Origin of the sequence: Cobetia sp. 1CM21F, assembly GCF_023161745.1 — a bacterium.
GTDB classification, from domain to species: Bacteria; Pseudomonadota; Gammaproteobacteria; order Pseudomonadales; family Halomonadaceae; genus Cobetia; species Cobetia amphilecti.
In genome coordinates this window covers 294233-310842 of sequence record NZ_JALNTQ010000004.1, presented here as the reverse complement: position 1 = coordinate 310842, position 16610 = coordinate 294233, and the positions used below count along the sequence as shown (strand labels likewise).

General features: G+C 62.8%; 14 protein-coding genes. 4 read left to right on the top strand and 10 right to left on the bottom strand.

The genetic code is table 11. The annotated features are described in order from the left end of the window. Nucleotide 1: 1 nt before the first annotated feature. The 4 genes from greA to dapB all read right to left on the bottom strand — a co-directional run bounded on the left by greA (nt 2) and on the right by dapB (nt 6326). On the bottom strand, nt 2-478 hold the full coding sequence (greA, locus tag MSG32_RS14580) for a transcription elongation factor GreA (protein ID WP_043333374.1): 477 nt from the start codon (nt 476-478) through the stop codon (nt 2-4). Further along, nucleotides 475-3705, bottom strand: coding sequence for a carbamoyl-phosphate synthase large subunit (carB, locus tag MSG32_RS14575; protein ID WP_107335696.1), 3231 nt, complete (start codon nt 3703-3705; stop codon nt 475-477). The genes greA and carB overlap by 4 nt, the downstream gene beginning before the upstream one ends. Nucleotides 3706-3772: 67 nt before the next feature. Continuing rightward, entirely contained in the window at nt 3773-4918 is a 1146-nt protein-coding gene (gene carA / locus MSG32_RS14570) for a glutamine-hydrolyzing carbamoyl-phosphate synthase small subunit (RefSeq protein WP_248380436.1), read from the bottom strand. Between the two features lie 601 nt (nt 4919-5519). Beyond that, complete coding sequence (gene dapB, locus MSG32_RS14565; RefSeq protein WP_248380425.1) at nt 5520-6326, bottom strand: 4-hydroxy-tetrahydrodipicolinate reductase; 807 nt, start codon at nt 6324-6326, stop codon at nt 5520-5522. A gap of 210 nt (nt 6327-6536) precedes the next feature. On the opposite strand from dapB, the gene MSG32_RS14560 reads away from it, so the two are divergent. Beyond that, nucleotides 6537-7565 (top strand): esterase-like activity of phytase family protein, encoded by a 1029-nt coding sequence (locus tag MSG32_RS14560; protein WP_248380423.1) that lies wholly within the window; start codon nt 6537-6539, stop codon nt 7563-7565. A gap of 176 nt (nt 7566-7741) precedes the next feature. Here the strand turns inward: MSG32_RS14560 and dnaJ are convergent, their stop codons facing one another. From dnaJ to grpE, 3 genes are all read right to left on the bottom strand, one after another. Next, a complete protein-coding gene (gene dnaJ, locus MSG32_RS14555) occupies nt 7742-8893 on the bottom strand; it encodes a molecular chaperone DnaJ (protein WP_043333362.1) in 1152 nt (383 codons plus the stop codon). A gap of 169 nt (nt 8894-9062) precedes the next feature. Further along, nucleotides 9063-10985, bottom strand: coding sequence for a molecular chaperone DnaK (gene dnaK / locus MSG32_RS14550; RefSeq protein ID WP_248380421.1), 1923 nt, complete (start codon nt 10983-10985; stop codon nt 9063-9065). Nucleotides 10986-11188: 203 nt separating this feature from the next. Beyond that, a complete protein-coding gene (gene grpE, locus MSG32_RS14545; RefSeq protein ID WP_043333357.1) occupies nt 11189-11812 on the bottom strand; it encodes a nucleotide exchange factor GrpE in 624 nt (207 codons plus the stop codon). A 377-nt stretch (nt 11813-12189) separates the two neighbouring features. On the opposite strand from grpE, the gene recN reads away from it, so the two are divergent. Next, entirely contained in the window at nt 12190-13860 is a 1671-nt protein-coding gene (gene recN / locus MSG32_RS14540; RefSeq protein ID WP_107335699.1) for a DNA repair protein RecN, read from the top strand. Between the two features lie 205 nt (nt 13861-14065). Here the strand turns inward: recN and fur are convergent, their stop codons facing one another. Beyond that, complete coding sequence (gene fur, locus MSG32_RS14535) at nt 14066-14488, bottom strand: ferric iron uptake transcriptional regulator (RefSeq protein WP_043333352.1); 423 nt, start codon at nt 14486-14488, stop codon at nt 14066-14068. 78 nt (nt 14489-14566) lie between these two features. Between fur and bamE the strand changes: the two genes are divergently transcribed. After that, nucleotides 14567-14995: an outer membrane protein assembly factor BamE gene (gene bamE, locus MSG32_RS14530; RefSeq protein ID WP_052384519.1), complete on the top strand. Its 429-nt coding sequence runs from the start codon at nt 14567-14569 to the stop codon at nt 14993-14995. 92 nt (nt 14996-15087) lie between these two features. Here bamE and MSG32_RS14525 read toward each other — a convergent pair whose 3' ends face one another. Together MSG32_RS14525 and MSG32_RS14520 are read right to left on the bottom strand one after the other, a co-directional pair. Next, nucleotides 15088-15399: an RnfH family protein gene (locus MSG32_RS14525; protein WP_043333350.1), complete on the bottom strand. Its 312-nt coding sequence runs from the start codon at nt 15397-15399 to the stop codon at nt 15088-15090. 87 nt (nt 15400-15486) lie between these two features. Then, the gene (locus tag MSG32_RS14520) at nt 15487-15924 is read right to left on the bottom strand and encodes a type II toxin-antitoxin system RatA family toxin (protein WP_043333347.1); all 438 of its coding nucleotides are present in this window, start codon (nt 15922-15924) and stop codon (nt 15487-15489) included. 162 nt (nt 15925-16086) lie between these two features. On the opposite strand from MSG32_RS14520, the gene smpB reads away from it, so the two are divergent. Beyond that, on the top strand, nt 16087-16563 hold the full coding sequence (gene smpB, locus MSG32_RS14515; protein ID WP_043333345.1) for an SsrA-binding protein SmpB: 477 nt from the start codon (nt 16087-16089) through the stop codon (nt 16561-16563). Nucleotides 16564-16610: the final 47 nt, after the last annotated feature.

Here is a 16610-nt window from a genome sequence, read left to right as displayed (position 1 = left end):
TTCAGATGTGATGCACTTCGGAGATTTCATACTCCACATCGCCACCCGGGGTACGCACGACCACGACATCCCCTTCTTCCTTGCCGATCAGCGCACGCGCGATCGGAGAGGTGACGGAGATCTTGCCGTCCTTGATGCTGGCTTCATCTTCGCCAACGATGCGGTAGCGCACTTCGCTATCGTCATCGAGGTTCATCAGGTCGACCGTGGTGCCGAAGATCACCTTGCCGGTCTTCGGCAACTTGGTGACGTCGATCACCTGGGACATGGAGAGCTTGGACTCGATCTCCTGGATACGACCCTCGATGAAACCCTGCTGTTCACGCGCGGCGTGGTACTCGGCATTCTCCTTGAGATCGCCGTGCTCACGGGCTTCCGCGATGTCAGCGATGACCCGGGGACGCTCAGTGCCCTTTAGGTGCTCGAGCTCCTTGCGAAGGCGGTCTTCGCCTTCGACGGTCATCGGACTTCTACTCATATCATGACTCCTGCATGCATATCCTGGAGACGACGGACCTTGACGTCGTTGCCGTAGGCAAGCGCCATGCACACGGCATTGGCACCCGCCAGCGTCGTGGCGTAGGGCACCTTGTGCGCCAGCGCCGTGCGACGGATCACGGACGAGTCATTGATGGCCTGACGTCCCTCTGTGGTGTTGACGATATAGGCGATCTCGCCGTTCTTGATCATGTCGACGATATGCGGCCGCCCTTCGAACACCTTGTTGACGGGTTCAACCTCGAGGCCGGCAGCGGCGATCACCTCTGCCGTGCCACGGGTAGCACAAAGCGTAAAGCCTAATGTTACCAGAGAGCGGGCCACCTCGATAACGCCCGCCTTGTCGAACTCACGCACGGACAGGAAGGCCTTGCGATCGCCAGTCAGGGTCGGGATGGCTTCACCGGCACCCAGCTGCGCCTTGTAGAAGGCTTCCGCGAAGGTATCGCCGGAGCCCATCACTTCGCCGGTGGACTTCATTTCCGGCGACAGGATCGGGTCGACCCCCGGGAACTTGGCGAACGGCAGCACCGCTTCCTTCACACTGTAGAAGGTCGGCACGATTTCCTGGGTGAAACCGATCTCTTCCAGGGTCTGGCCGGCCATGCAGCGTGCAGCGATCTGCGCCAGCGACTGGCCGATGCACTTGGAGACGAACGGCACGGTACGTGAAGCGCGCGGGTTGACCTCGATGACGTAGATCACACCATCCTGCCAGGCCAGCTGCACGTTCATCAGACCGACGACGTTGAGCTCCAGCGCCATGCGCTTGACCTGCTCGCGCATCTCTTCCTGGACGTCTGCCGGCAGCGAGTACGGCGGCAGGGCGCACGCGGAGTCACCGGAGTGGATACCGGCCTGCTCGATGTGCTGCATGATGGCGCCGATCACGACCTGCTTGCCGTCGGACACCGCGTCGATGTCGACCTCGATGGCAGCGTTCAGGAAGTGGTCCAGCAGCACCGGCGAGTCATTGGAGACCTTGACCGCGTGGGTCATGTAGTTCTCGAGCTCGGCGGCGGAGTAGACGATTTCCATCGCGCGGCCGCCCAGCACGTAGCTCGGGCGCACCACCAGCGGGTAACCGATGACCTCGGCCTTGACGAAGGCTTCCTCGAAGCTGCGCGCGGTGGCGTTTTCCGGCTGGATCAGACCGAGCTTCTCGATCATCTGCTGGAAACGCTCACGGTCTTCGGCGCGGTCGATGGCGTCCGGCGTGGTACCGATGATCGGCACACCGGCGGCTTCGAGCTCACGCGCCAGCTTCAGCGGCGTCTGGCCACCGAACTGGACGATGACACCGACCGGCTGTTCCTTGTCGGCGATCTCCAGCACGTCTTCCAGGGTGACAGGCTCGAAGTAGAGGCGATCGGAAGTGTCGTAGTCGGTGGACACGGTTTCCGGGTTGCAGTTGACCATGATGGTCTCGTAGCCGTCCGCGCGCATGGCGAGGGAGGCGTGGACACAGCAGTAGTCGAACTCGATGCCCTGACCGATACGGTTCGGACCGCCACCCAGCACCATGATCTTCTTCTTGTCGCTGACTTCCGCCTCGCACTCTTCCTCATAGGTGGAGTACATGTAGGCGGTGTCGGACGCGAATTCGGCGGCACAGGTGTCGACGCGCTTGTAGACCGGACGGATGCCCTGCTTCTGACGGTGCTTGCGGAAGGCCTTCTCGGACACGCCCATCAGACGCGCCAGGCGCGCATCGCTGAAGCCCTTGCGCTTGAGACGGAACAGACGATCAGCGTCCATCTCGCCCAGCGAGCTTGCAGCCACTGCGCCTTCCTGAGCGATCAGGTCGGCCAGCTGCACCAGGTACCAGCGATCGATGTTGGTGAGGCGGAAGATCTCTTCGATATCGAGGCCGGCACGCATGGCATCGGCGATGTAGAAGATACGCTCGGCACCGGCGGCCTGCAGCTCACCTTTGATGCGCGCCATGTTCTCATCGCTGAAGTTCTCGACGATCGGGTCGAGACCGTCAACGCCGGTCTCCATGCCACGCAGCGCCTTCTGCAGGGATTCCTGGAAGGTGCGGCCGATGGCCATGACTTCGCCGACCGACTTCATCTGCGTGGTCAGGCGGTCGTTGGCCTGCGGGAACTTCTCGAAGGTGAAGCGCGGAATCTTGGTGACGACGTAATCGATGGACGGCTCGAAGGACGCCGGCGTCTTGCCGCCGGTGATGTCGTTCTGCAGCTCGTCCAGGGTGTAGCCGACAGCCAGCTTGGCGGCGATCTTGGCGATCGGGAAGCCGGTGGCCTTGGAGGCCAGTGCCGAGGAACGCGACACGCGCGGGTTCATCTCGATCACGACCATGCGGCCAGTGTCCGGGCAGATGCCGAACTGGACGTTGGAACCGCCGGTCTCGACGCCGATCTCACGCAGAACGGCCAGCGATGCATCACGCATCAGCTGGTATTCCTTGTCGGTCAGGGTCTGGGCCGGGGCGACGGTGATGGAGTCGCCGGTGTGCACGCCCATCGGGTCGAAGTTCTCGATGGCGCAGACGATGATGCAGTTGTCGTTCTTGTCACGAACGACCTCCATCTCGTATTCCTTCCAGCCCAGCAGCGATTCGTCGATCAACAGCTCGCGGGTCGGCGACAGCTCGAAGCCGCGATGGCAGATCTCTTCGAATTCTTCACGGTTGTACGCCACGCCGCCGCCGGAACCGCCCATGGTGAAGCTGGGACGGATGATGGACGGGAAGCCCAGCTCGGCCTGGATTTCCCAGGCTTCTTCCATGGAGTGCGCGACCTTGGCCTTCGGGCACGCCAGACCGATCTTCTTCATCGCCTTGTCGAAGCGATCACGGTCTTCGGCCTTGTCGATGGTGTCGGCGTTGGCACCGATCATCTCGACACCGTACTGCTCGAGCACGCCTTCGCGCTCCAGCGCCAGCGCACAGTTCAGTGCGGTCTGGCCGCCCATGGTCGGCAGGATGGCGTCCGGGCGCTCCTTCTCGATGATGCGCGCCACGGTTTCCCAGGTGATCGGCTCGATGTAGGTCGCATCGGCCATCACCGGGTCGGTCATGATGGTTGCCGGGTTGGAGTTGACCAGGATGACCCGGTAACCCTCTTCACGCAGGGCCTTGCAGGCCTGTGCGCCGGAATAGTCGAACTCGCACGCCTGGCCGATGACGATGGGGCCGGCGCCGATGATCAGGATGCTGTTTAGGTCTGTACGTTTCGGCATGTCTCTTCCCGCAATGATCTGGTGACTGAACTCAACGATGGATCAGGCCCTCGGGCCTGCGCTCGGCTCAGCGTCGCGCGCGCATCATCTCGATGAAACGATCGAACAGCGGGGCGACGTCCTGCGGGCCGGGACTGGCTTCCGGGTGACCCTGGAAGCTGAAGGCCGGGCGGTCGGTGCGCTCGATGCCCTGCAGGCTACCGTCAAACAGCGACTTGTGGGTCGCGCGCAGGCTGCTCGGCATGCCCGCTTCATCCACTGCGAAGCCGTGGTTCTGGCTGGTGATCATCACCACACCGCTGTCGAGGTCCTGCACCGGGTGGTTGGCACCATGGTGACCGTGGCCCATCTTGACCGTAGTCGCGCCGGAGGCCAGCGCCAGCAGCTGGTGACCCAGGCAGATGCCGAAGACCGGCGTGTCGGTCTCGAGCACTTCACGAATCGCGGTGATGGCGTAGTCGCAGGGCTCGGGGTCGCCCGGGCCGTTGGACAGGAAGACGCCATCCGGGTTGAGCGCCAGCACCTCGGCGGCAGGCGTCTGCGCCGGCACGACGGTCAGGCGGCAACCGCGGGAGGCCAGCATGCGCAGGATGTTGTGCTTGACGCCGTAGTCGTAGGCGACCACGTGGAAGGGACGCTCGGACTCACGGGTATCGGCGTAGCCTTCGCCCAGTGTCCATTCGCCTTCGTGCCACTCGAACTGCTCGCTGCAGGAGGCTTCCTTGGCCAGGTCCATGCCCTTCAGACCCGGGAAGGCGCGGGCCGCTTCCAGCGCGCGTTCGACGGCATCATCACCCCGGGCATCTTCACCGGCGAGGATGGCACCGTTCAGGGAGCCCTTCTCGCGCAGGATGCGCGTCAGGCGACGCGTGTCGATATCAGCGATGCCGACGACATTCTCGTCGCGCAGGTACTGATCGAGGGAGCGAGTGGAGCGGAAGTTGCTGGCCAGCAGCGGGAGGTCGCGGATGACCAGGCCGGCGGCTGCGACGCTGTCGGACTCGGTGTCCTCGTCGTTGATGCCGGTATTGCCGATGTGCGGATACGTCAGAGTGACGATCTGTCGGGTGTAGGAGGGATCGGTCAGGATTTCCTGGTAGCCGGTCATGGCAGTGTTGAACACTACCTCGCCGCTGGTCTGCCCATCAGCACCGATGGCGCTGCCGTGAAATACACTGCCGTCTTCCAAGGCCAGTATCGCGGGTTTGATCAACGCAACGTCCTCCCCATAGTGTCCACTTTCCTGCCCGGAATCCGCGGTCGAACACCGGACATGCTGCTTGATTATCGTGCTCGGCATTCGCCGAGCCTGTGTCCCGCTGCCGACTTCTGCCAGGTGCCTGTCACTGGACAGACGCGCGCCAGAAGCGGCAAATTCAGGTTGCAAAAAAGCGGGACGAAACCGAAAAATCAGGTTTCATCCCGCTTGTTATCATTCTTCGGAATGCTGCTGGCCCGAGCGCTGCCAAAACGGCAACCAATAGGGCGGCCAAGAACGTGGCCAAATTGGGTAGAGATTACCGGAATCCTTGAGTGCTGACCACCCCGCGCATGCCCCGCCAGCAGGCGACAAGGCCCACGATACGGTCGTTTCGTCGCCGCGGTCAGCTTGACGAAACCCTTGGCCGAGTCGGGACACTGCACAGCGCTTGTAAAGCGAGGCAGTCCAGCGGCGCAAGGCGGCCAGAATGGCTCACGCGTGCGCCGCATCCTGCCCACCGAGACAGCTTTCAAGAAATTCTCCTGAATGCCGCCAGACTGTCATCTCAGCGCTTGGCTCTCCATTCCGCTCCCCACTTTGCTCTCTACTTCGCTCACTTGAGCCCCAGCACATCCTGCATGTCATAGCGGCCGACTTCGCGCCCTGACAGCCATTCGGCCGCGCGTGCCGCGCCCTTGGCGAAGGTCATGCGGCTCGACGCCTTGTGGGTGATCTCGATGCGCTCGCCTTCGGTGGCGAACATCACGGTGTGCTCACCGACGATGTCACCGGCACGCACGGTGGCGAAGCCGATTTCCTTGTCGGTACGCGGGCCGCATTGACCTTCACGCGCGAAGACACCGTGGGTGGCGAGATCACGCCCGATGGAATGCGCCACGGCTTCGCCCATCGCCAGCGCCGTACCGGAGGGAGCATCGACCTTGTGGCGGTGGTGCGCCTCGATGATCTCGATGTCATAGCCGGCATCGCCGAGGGCACGCGCGGCGGTTTCCAGCAGCTTGAGGGTCAGGTTGACGCCGGAACTCATGTTGGCCGCGAACACGAAGGGCACGCAGTCACGGTAGCCATCCAGCTGCTCGAGCTGCGTCGGCGTGAAACCGGTCGTGCCGATCACCATGCGCTTGCCGTGCTCGGCGCACAGCGCCAGATTGGCCAGCGTCACCTGCGGTGCGGTGAAGTCGATCACCACATCGAAGTCATCCACCACGGCAGCCAGACTGTCGCTGGCGACCACGCCCAGACGGCCCTGACCGGCCAGCTCACCGATGTCGACGCCCGCCAGGGAGCTGCCGGATTCGACGATGCCCGCCGCCAGCGTCAGACCTTCCACTGCGCCGACGGCCTCGACCAACGTGCGTCCCATGCGTCCGGCGACGCCCATGATTGCGATACGGGTCATGCTGACTCCTGCCTGTTGTGGGTCTTGAGGGTGACAGCCCGCGAGCATGCCCCGAGCGTGCCACCTATGCTGTGCCACGAGTATATCAGCCGCCTGCAGCGTTGGCTGACGTCATGTATTTGTGCCGGTTACGCGCTAGAGTAGCCTCGTACCAGGTTGTCTCCTGTTGATCGTCATTTTTCTCATCACCGCTCAGTCTCCGGAGTCAGCATGCCTGCACGCCAATCCCCCACCTCGCGCCGCTGGCGCATGCTCCAGACCCTCGCTGTCACCACGGTGCTCGCCAGCCTGTTGAGCGCCTGCGGCGTTCACCCGCGCCCCTACACGCTGGCATCGCCGGAACAGAAGAGCGAGTTCCCGGAAATCCAGTGGTGCGGCACGCTCAGGCTGCCGGGCAAATGGCTGGATGAGACCCCCGTCGGGGGCCTGTCGGACATCGGCTGGGACCAGGACGAGTCACTGCTGTATGCCGTGTCGGACCGCGGCTGGCTGCACCGCCTGCGGCTCGCCTTCCGTCACGGTGAGCTGGTCGGGGCCAAGGCGCTCAACACCTACACCCTGCGCGACGAGACCGATGTCTCGCTGCGCGGCGCCCTCAGTGATGCCGAGGGCCTGCAGCTGCTGCGCGCGAACAATGACCGCCGCGGCGACTCCCGCCTGGTGATCAGCTTCGAGCAGCAGCCACGCGTCGAACACTTCCTGCCCAGCGGCCTGGCCGTCAGCGAGCCCTTCACCCCGATGGGCGCGCGTGGCGCGGCGCCCAACAACGGCATGGAAGCCCTGACCCTGCACCCGGAATACGGCATGCTCGCCGGACTGGAAGCCACGCCGGAAGGCATGAGCGAGGGCATGACGCGCATCTTCAGCCTCGACGACAAGCACGAGTGGAGCTACCCGCTGGCCAGCGACACCGGCTCGAGCCTGACCGCGATGGAGATGCTGCCCGACGGTGACATGCTGATGCTGGAGCGCGCCTTCTCGCCGCCCTTCCCGCTGGTGATCAGCCTGCGCCGCGCGCATCTCGGTGAGCCCGGCACCCAGGCCGAGGTGCGCACCCTGGCACGCCTGTCGAGCGGCGATGGCTGGTCGCTGGACAACTTCGAAGGGCTGACGCATCTGGAAGGCAATCGCTTCCTGATGATCTCGGATGACAACTTCAGCAGCTTCCAGACCACGCTGCTGAGCTGCTTTGCCGTCATCGAGCCCGAGGCCTTCACGGCTGAATCAGCGCCTGAATAGCCATGCCCCCGGGCTGTGTTACTGGGCTGAATTGCTGGACAGAGCAACTGGCCTGAATTGACTGGCTGAGCCACCGAGCCTGAAACGCGAGAGCCCCGCACTCGACAAGTCGAGTGCGGGGCTCTCTGGCATGAAGGCCATCCACGGGGCTGGCCCGCAGACGGCAAGGCGAATGCCTAGGGCTTCATGTCTTCGAAGAACTTCTTCACGCCATCGAAGAAGCTGTTCTCCTTCGGTGAATGGCTCTTGCCGGTATCACCAAGGCTCTGCTGGAACTGACGCAGCAGCTCCTTCTGCTCTTCATTCAGGCTGACCGGGGTCTCGATGACCACCTTGCACAGCAGGTCCCCGGCGGGACCGCCGCGCACCGGCTTGACGCCCTTGCCGCGCAGACGGAACAGCTTGCCGGTCTGGGTCTCGGCCGGAATCTTCAGCACGACACGCCCGTCGAGGGTCGGCACGTTGAGCTCACCGCCCAGCGCCGCATCGACGAAGCTGATCGGCACTTCACACTGCAGGTGACGACCATCGCGCTTGAAGATCTCGTGCTCGCGCAGGTTGACCTGCACATACAGATCACCTGACGGCCCGCCGTTGACACCGCCCTCGCCTTCGCCGTTCAGGCGGATGCGATCGCCGGTGTCGACGCCCGGCGGAATCTTGACCGAGAGGGTCTTGGATTCCTGGACGCGGCCTTCGCCGTGACACTTGCGGCACGGCACGCTGATCTTCTCGCCACGACCGTGGCAGGTCGGACATGCCTGCTCGACCGCAAAGAAGCCCTGCTGCATGCGCACCTTGCCCATGCCATTGCAGGTCGGGCAGGTTTCCTTGCTGGAACCCGGCTCGGCACCATCGCCATCGCAGTGGCCACAGGCCGCCAGACGCGGCACGCGGATATCGACCGTGGTACCGGCAACCGCCGATTCCAGATCGAGATCCAGGTTGTAACGCAGGTCGCTGCCGCGCTGCGGAGCGTTCGGATTGCGACGACCACCGCCGCCACCGAAGATGTCACCGAAGACATCGCCGAACACATCGCCGAAGCCGCCGGCACCACCACCGCCAAAGCCGCCGCCACCGAAGCCACCGCCGCCCTGACCATCGACACCGGCATGACCGAACTGGTCATAGGCGGCGCGCTTGTCAGCATCGGACAGCACTTCGTAGGCCTCAGAGACTTCACGGAACTTCTCGGCCGAAGTTTCATCATCCGGGTTGCGGTCCGGGTGATGCTTCTGGGCCAGGCGTCGGTACGCCTTCTTGATGTCCTTGGTGTCGGCGCCACGCTCGACACCAAGCACTTCGTAATAATCACGCTTGGACATGGATCAGGTCCGCCTGGATTGCTGGCAGCCTGAGGCTGCCGGTCTGTTCTGGAATGCCGGTTGTCACCGGTGGCTCGCGGCTAGCGCAGGGCGCCACCGATGCAAACGACAACGCGGGACACCTTCACAAGGCTCCCGCGCTGTCATCAGACGTCGTTCAAGAAATCCCTCAGGACTTCTTGTCGTCGTTGACTTCCTCGTACTCGGCGTCAACCACGTCGTCGTCCTGCTTCTTGCCAGCCTGACCTTCGGCAGCCTGCTCACCCTGGGCGCCCTGCTCGGCGTAGAGCTTCTGCGCCAGGTTGCCGGACGCTTCGGTCAGTGCATCCAGCTTGGCCTGGATCGCATCCTTGTCGTCGCCTTTCAGGGCTTCTTCCAGCTCGGAGATCGCCGTCTCGATGGCTTCCTTCTCGCTGGCTTCGGCCTTGTCACCGGCTTCGGTCAGGGTCTTCTTGGTCGCGTGAATCATGCCGTCGGCCTGATTGCGCAGCTGGACCATTTCCTCGAACTTCTTGTCTTCGTCGGCGTTGGCTTCCGCGTCACGCACCATCTGTTCGATCTCGTCGTCGGACAGGCCGCCGGAAGACTTGATGACGATGGACTGTTCCTTGCCGGTCGCCTTGTCCTTGGCGGACACGTTCAGGATACCGTTGGCATCCAGGTCGAAGGCGACTTCGATCTGCGGCACACCGCGCGGTGCCGGCGGAATGTCGGCCAGGTCGAAACGACCCAGAGACTTGTTCTGCGCGGCCTGCTTGCGCTCACCCTGCAGGACGTGGATGGTCACCGCGCTCTGGTTGTCGTCTGCGGTGGAGAACACCTGGGACTTCTTGGTCGGGATGGTGGTGTTCTTCTCGATCAGCGGCGTCAGCACGCCACCCATGGTCTCGATACCGAGGGTCAGCGGGGTCACGTCCAGCAGCAGCACGTCCTTGACGTCGCCGCCCAGCACGCCGCCCTGGATACCGGCGCCGACGGCGACCGCTTCATCCGGGTTGACGTCCTTGCGAGCTTCCTTGCCGAAGAACTCGGCCACCTTGGACTGCACCAGCGGCATGCGGGTCTGACCACCGACCAGGATGACGTCGTCGATCTCGGAGGCGGACAGGCCGGCGTCGGACAGTGCGGTCTGGCACGGCTTCAGGGAGCGTGCGACCAGGTCGTCGACCAGAGACTCGAGCTTGGAACGGGTCACCTTGACGTTCAGGTGCTTCGGACCGGTGTTGTCAGCCGTGATGTACGGCAGGTTCACGTCGGTCTGCTGAGCGCTGGACAGCTCGATCTTGGCCTTCTCGGCGGCTTCCTTCAGACGCTGCATGGCGAGGTTGTCGCCGGACAGATCGATACCGCTGTCTGCCTTGAACTGGTCAACCAGGTAGTTGATCAGGTGCATGTCGAAATCTTCACCACCCAGGAAGGTGTCGCCGTTGGTGGCGAGCACTTCGAACTGGGTCTCACCGTCGACGTCGGCGACTTCGATGATGGAGATATCGAAGGTACCGCCGCCCAGGTCATAGACCGCGATGGTCTTGTCACCACGAGACTTGTCCATGCCGTAGGCGAGGGCTGCGGCAGTCGGCTCGTTGATGATGCGCTTGACGTCGAGACCCGCGATGCGGCCGGCGTCCTTGGTCGCCTGACGCTGGGAATCGTTGAAGTAGGCCGGCACGGTGATGACGGCTTCGGTGACTTCTTCACCGAGGTAGTCTTCCGCGGTCTTCTTCATCTTTTTGAGGATTTCCGCACTGATCTGCGGCGGTGCCATCTTCTTGTCTTTCACCTGCACCCAGGCGTCGCCGTTGTCGGCTTCGACAATCTTGTACGGCACCATCTTGATGTCTTTCTGAACCACATCATCCTTGAACTTGCGACCGATCAGGCGCTTGACCGCGAAGAGAGTGTTCTCCGGGTTGGTCACTGCCTGACGCTTGGCCGACTGGCCGACCAGAATCTCGTTGTCGTCGGTGTAAGCGATGATGGACGGTGTGGTGCGACCGCCTTCAGCGTTTTCGATGACCTTGGTTTTCTCGCCGTCGAGCACTGCCACACAGGAGTTGGTAGTACCCAAGTCAATACCGATGATGCGTCCCATAATCGTATACCTCGAATCTGTTGCTAGCCTGAAAGATAAGTCTGGATGTCGGCACCTTGTGTCGGTGCCTGAACTTGTTTCTCTAGATGGGGTCGCGTGTCAGGGTTTCAAGACCCGGCCGGGCAAATTTTCCCGGGCCGGATCGCCCTGAGCCCCCACAGGGCGCGATCCAACGCCTATCGGACGTCGGGAGCGCGCAGGCCTCAGGAGGCCTTGCTGACTGCCACCATCGCCGGACGCACCAGGCGGCCATTGAGGGTGTAACCCTTCTGCATCACGTCGATGACGCTGTTCGGCTCCGCGTCCGGGGACGGCACCATGGCGACAGCCTGATGGTATTCCGGATCGAAGGGCTCGCCGTGCGGATCCAGCTGCTCGACGCCTGACTTGTTCAGGGCATCCAGCTGCATTTTCAAGGTCATCTCGATGCCTTCGACGTGGGTCTTGGCCGCTTCGTCACCCGACATGGATTCCAGTGCCTTCTCGAGGGAATCCACCACCGGCAGCATTTCCTTGACGAACTTCTCCAGCGCGAACTTGCGCGCCTTCTCGGCGTCCTGCTCGGCACGACGGCGCGCGTTCTGCGCATCGGCAGCCGCACGCAGCGCCTGGTCCTTGGCTTCCTTGACGGCCTGCTCAAGCTCTTCGACCTGGGCGGCCAGCATCTCGGCTTCCGGGTTGTCCACCAGAGAGCCTTCGGCGCCGGTATCGTCGGCATCCAGTACGTTGTCGATCACTTCACCTTCCGGCGTTTCCGGCTGCGGCTCGGCATCGCGAGCGGCACGCTGAAGCTCTTCATCCATCGGGGTCTGCGGGTCCTGAGCCATGCTGATCTCCTGCGGGCCGGCGTCTATGCGCCATTGCCCTGATTCGTGGCCTGCTGAGCTTGTCGCGAAGCATCACGCGCACTGGCTGACAGACAGGCCATGAGTTGCCTTGAGAGGCAGCAAGGCCAGGCCATTGCTGCCGACTGAAAGTGTCAGTGCCTCTATATGGGGACAGCACATCGCTTCTCAAGCCTTGCCGCGGGCTTTTCTCCCCACTGAGTCCGGCATGGATTGAAGGCCACCCGAACGTGCTGTATAAAAAGCCATGCTCACTGTATAAACATACTGTATGGCGACACCGTAGCCCGCCCATCGAGTCCGGGTCCGCTGATGTTCCCCCAGCACGGCGTACGTCAAAGCCCCCCTCGGAGGTAGTCATGCTGCTGCAACTCGCCATCCAAGATTTTGCCATCGTCGAAACGCTGGAACTCGATTTCCGCCGCGGCATGACCGCCATCACCGGCGAGACCGGTGCCGGCAAGTCCATCCTGCTCGGCGCCCTTGGCCTGTGCCTGGGCGAGCGTGCTGATGCCGGCAGCGTGCGCCATGGCGCCGACCGCGCCGACCTCATCGCGCGTTTCGATATCAGTGAGCTTGGCGACGCCCGCCAGTGGCTGGATGAGCGCGAACTGGGCAGCGACGACTGCCTGCTGCGTCGCGTTATCACCGCCAGCGGCCGCTCCAAGGCCTGGATCAACGGCACGCCCTGCACCATCGCCGACCTGCGCGAGCTGGGCGAGCACCTGATCGACATCCACTCCCAGCACGCCCATCACTCCCTGCTCAAGGAAGAGACGCATCTGCGTCAGCTCGACGAATATGCGGGCCTGGAGACTCAGGCTGCCCAATTGCGCGAGGACTTCCGTCACTGGCAGGAGGCGCATCGTCGCCTCAAGCGCATGAGCAATGATGGCGATGAGGTGCGTGCGCGCCGCCAGCTGCTGCGCTATCAGGTCGAGGAGCTCGATGAACTGGCGCTGTGCGAAGGGGAGCTGGAAGCCCTGGAGCAGGAGCAGGAAACGCTGGCCAATGCCGAGCAGATTCTGGCCGAGGCGCAGTCCGCCGCCGAATGCTGTGATCACGACGAAGAAGGTGCGTTGCCGCGCCTCAACCAGGCCCTGGCGCGCCTGGCGCATCTGCCGGGCAACGAACACGGCTCACTGGCCAGTGCGCTGGGCATGCTCGAGGAAGCGCGCATCCAGATAGAAGAAGCGGCACGTGAGCTGCACCGCTTCGTGGAAGTCACCGAACTCGATCCCGAGCGTCTCGCCTTCGTCGATGAGCGCCTGAGCCGCATTCACCAGATCGCGCGCAAGCATCATGTGATGCCGGACGAGCTGCATGGCCTTCATCAGCGCCTGAGCGAAGAACTCGACGGCCTGGGTGGCGATGAGGAGGCCATCGAAGCCTTGCGCGAAGAAGTGGCTCAGCGTCGCGAGGCCTGGAAGGGGCTGGCGAGTGAGGTAAGCGCCAAACGCGCCACGGCCGCCCCGCAACTGGCCAGCGACATCCAGGACCAGCTGGCCTTCCTCGGCATGGGCAAGGCCACCTTCGAGGTCGCCATCGAGGCGCGGGAGCGCCCGCAGCCGGAAGGCATGGAGCGTATCCACTTCCGCATCAGCGCCAACCCGGGCCAGCCGCCACGTGCGCTGGCCAAGGTGGCCTCCGGCGGCGAGCTCTCGCGTGTGTCACTGGCGATCCAGGTCGTGGCTGCCAGTCGCTCGACCATCCCCAGCCTGGTCTTCGATGAAGTCGATGTCGGCATCTCCGGCGCCACCGCCGAGATCGTCGGTCAGCTGCTGCGTCGCCTGGGCGACAAGGGCCAGGTGCTGACCGTCACGCACCTGCCGCAGGTCGCCGCACAGGCGCATCAGCACCTGCATATAGAGAAGCAGGCCGAGAAGGACACGACCCGCACCCATATGGCGCTGCTGGATGAAAGCGGCCGCGTGCGCGAGCTGGCACGCATGCTGGGCGGCATTCATCTCTCCGAGCAGACCCTCGCCCATGCCCGCGAGATGCTGGGCGCTGCCGACAGCCGCCACTGAGCGCTGTCGTCAAAGTCGCCGTCGCCGTTCATGCACTGCCAGCGACGTCCATTCGTCCAATGACGCTCCTCAACAAGACGAACGCCAGAGTCATGGATTGAGGAAACATGAACGCCAGATACACGAACGGCCGCCCTGAGGGCGGCCGTTCGTGTATCTGGCCGGAGAAGGCTCTCCGGCCACGTCATCCCTGACGCAACCCGCGTCAGCTATCGCTCTTGTCGCCCTTGGGGCGCACGTAGAGCACTAGCGCATGCTCGACCAGCTCATAGCCGTGCTCCTCGACGATCTCGCGCTGACGGCGCTCGATCTCGGGATCACAGAACTCTATGATCTCGCCGCTGTCCAGACATACCATGTGGTCATGGTGCTCTTCCTGGGACAGTTCGAAGACGGCGTGACCGCCATCGAAGTTGTGACGCATCACCAGTCCCGCTGTTTCAAACTGGGTGAGCACACGATAAACCGTCGCCAGACCGACATCTTCGCCAGCCTCAAGCAACGCCTTGTACACGTCCTCGGCACTCAGGTGTCGATCCGTCGATTTCTCGAGGATCTGCAGGATCTTGACTCGCGGTAGGGTTACCTTGAGTCCCGCCTTGCGCAGTTCATGGTTCTGATCGGCCATGCTGGGGTACTCTTCGCAGTCGCTTGATGTATCAGGTATGATCGGCCAAGGCAAAACGATAGGGAATCTTCAGGGCAAATGCAAAACTTGATCAAAACAGTCGCCTTTTGCAGCGCCCTGTCGCTGCTCACCGGGTGCAGCTACTTCAGCGTCTACAAGCGCGACCTTCCTCAGGGCAACCTGATCAAGCCGGAAATGGTCGAGCAATTGAAGCCGGGCATGAGCCGCGAACAGGTCATCTACGTGATGGGCTCACCGCTGCTGACCGCCCCCTTCAGTGAGGATAGCTGGGACTACGTCTATCGCCTCAAGAAAGCGGATGGCGAAATCATCAACAAGCGCGTGACGTTGACCTTCGCAGGCGATTCACTCTCCAACATCGACAAGAGCGGCGACATCGACCAGGAAACCGTCATCGTGCCGGACCTGGACATCGACCCTCGCGCGGCACAGCCTAACCGTGCTGAACCCAAGGCAGGCGCAGCCGACCTGCCTGAAGAGCGCTGATCACTGTCCTCTTCACTCAGTGACAAGCCAGAACAACAGCGGGGCACCTTGAAAGGTGCCCCGCTGTTTTTGATTCTCGCCTGTCTCTCGTCTTACTGAGCGGCGCGAGCGGCCTTGTCGGCGCGCCGCTTGCGCGCAAGCTTGGGGTCGGTGATCAAGGCGCGATAGACCTCGACCCGGTCCCCGGCGTCCAGCACATGCTCATCGGGCTTGCGCAGCGCCTTGCCGAAGATACCCAGGTCCGCCTCGAGAAACACCTCGGCGGCAATCGTCGGAAAGTGCTGCTCCAGACGCGCCATGCGCACGGCCTCGCGCGCCGTGGTACCGGGGGCGACCGCCAGCGAGACGATCTTCTGCTTGTCGGGCAGCGCATAGGCCACCTCGACCGTGATTCTGTCTGTCATGTCTGCTCCTTTGCTCTCGCCACCTTTATATACCACCTGTGCGATATATCACCTGCGCGGCGTTGCACCCTGGCCAACGGCCAGGTGTCAGCGCTGGGTGTAGATCTGGTCAGCGCGGCGCGTGAAGGCCTCGACCATCTGAGCGGCGACCTGACTGAACAGCTTGCCGAACGCCATGCCCAGTAGGCGATTGCTGAACTCGAAGTCCATCTCGAGCGAGACCTTGCAGGCGTCTTCGCCCAGTGGCGTGAACAGCCAGGTCCCCTGCAGGCGCTTGAAGGGGCCATCGACCAGGTTCAGCTCTATCCGCTCGGGGGCATACAGGTCATTGCGCGTAACGAAGCTCTGCTGCATGCCTGCCTTGGACAGGGTGAGCCTGCCCTTGAGATGGTCCTCATCACGTTCCAGCAATTCCGCGTTGCTGCAGCCGGACAGGAATTCGGGATAACGCTCGAAATCATTGACCAGATCGAACATTGCCCGGGCCGAATGCCGCACCAGGGCAGACCGGTTGACCGTAGGCATCTAGCTCTCCGCTGACTTGGATACGCAGCATGCGTATCATGAACAATGGGCCGGCGCATGAAGTGCCGTCTGGCCTTGAATGGTAACACGCCTCCCCCCATCCAGAAGGATGTGCCATATCCACACTGGATGACGGCAGGCGCACACGACAAATGAGGCAACATGGGCAAGAAAAAGAAACCCGAACAGGGCGGCAATCTGATCGCCCAGAACAAGAAGGCACGCCACGAGTATCACATCGAGGAAACCTTCGAAGCGGGTCTGGTACTGGCAGGCTGGGAAGTGAAGGCGCTGCGCGCAGGCAAGGGCCAGCTGACCGATACCTATATCGTGATCAAGAATGCCGAAGCCTGGCTGCTGGGCTGCCACATCCACCCGCTGGAAACCGCCAACACCCATGCGGTGGCGGACCCGCAGCGCACGCGCAAGCTGCTGTTGCACAAGAAGCAGATCGCACGCATCTTCTCGCGTACCCAGGACAAGGGCCACACCTGTGTGCCGGTCAAGCTGTACTGGAAGAATGCGATCGTGAAGTGCGAGATCGCGCTGGTGGAAGGCAAGAAGCTGCACGACAAGCGCGCCACCGAGAAAGACCGTGACTGGAACCGTCAGAAGGCCCGTATCCTGCGCGACCGCTGAGGGCAGCGTGAGGCAGCTCACGCCAGCAAGCTACTGTCAGGTCAGAA

What these genes read in the sequence shown, in the direction of transcription:
- fur (WP_043333352.1), bottom strand. Translation starts at nt 14,488, where the DNA reads ATGGCCGATCAGAACCATGAACTGCGCAAGGCGGGACTCAAGGTAACC.
- carB (WP_107335696.1), bottom strand. Translation starts at nt 3,705, where the DNA reads ATGCCGAAACGTACAGACCTAAACAGCATCCTGATCATCGGCGCCGGC.
- grpE (WP_043333357.1), bottom strand. Translation starts at nt 11,812, where the DNA reads ATGGCTCAGGACCCGCAGACCCCGATGGATGAAGAGCTTCAGCGTGCC.
- MSG32_RS14525 (WP_043333350.1), bottom strand. Translation starts at nt 15,399, where the DNA reads ATGACAGACAGAATCACGGTCGAGGTGGCCTATGCGCTGCCCGACAAG.
- dnaJ (WP_043333362.1), bottom strand. Translation starts at nt 8,893, where the DNA reads ATGTCCAAGCGTGATTATTACGAAGTGCTTGGTGTCGAGCGTGGCGCC.
- MSG32_RS14560 (WP_248380423.1), top strand. Translation starts at nt 6,537, where the DNA reads ATGCCTGCACGCCAATCCCCCACCTCGCGCCGCTGGCGCATGCTCCAG.
- bamE (WP_052384519.1), top strand. Translation starts at nt 14,567, where the DNA reads ATGCAAAACTTGATCAAAACAGTCGCCTTTTGCAGCGCCCTGTCGCTG.
- recN (WP_107335699.1), top strand. Translation starts at nt 12,190, where the DNA reads ATGCTGCTGCAACTCGCCATCCAAGATTTTGCCATCGTCGAAACGCTG.
- dapB (WP_248380425.1), bottom strand. Translation starts at nt 6,326, where the DNA reads ATGACCCGTATCGCAATCATGGGCGTCGCCGGACGCATGGGACGCACG.
- greA (WP_043333374.1), bottom strand. Translation starts at nt 478, where the DNA reads ATGAGTAGAAGTCCGATGACCGTCGAAGGCGAAGACCGCCTTCGCAAG.
- MSG32_RS14520 (WP_043333347.1), bottom strand. Translation starts at nt 15,924, where the DNA reads ATGCCTACGGTCAACCGGTCTGCCCTGGTGCGGCATTCGGCCCGGGCA.
- smpB (WP_043333345.1), top strand. Translation starts at nt 16,087, where the DNA reads ATGGGCAAGAAAAAGAAACCCGAACAGGGCGGCAATCTGATCGCCCAG.
- dnaK (WP_248380421.1), bottom strand. Translation starts at nt 10,985, where the DNA reads ATGGGACGCATCATCGGTATTGACTTGGGTACTACCAACTCCTGTGTG.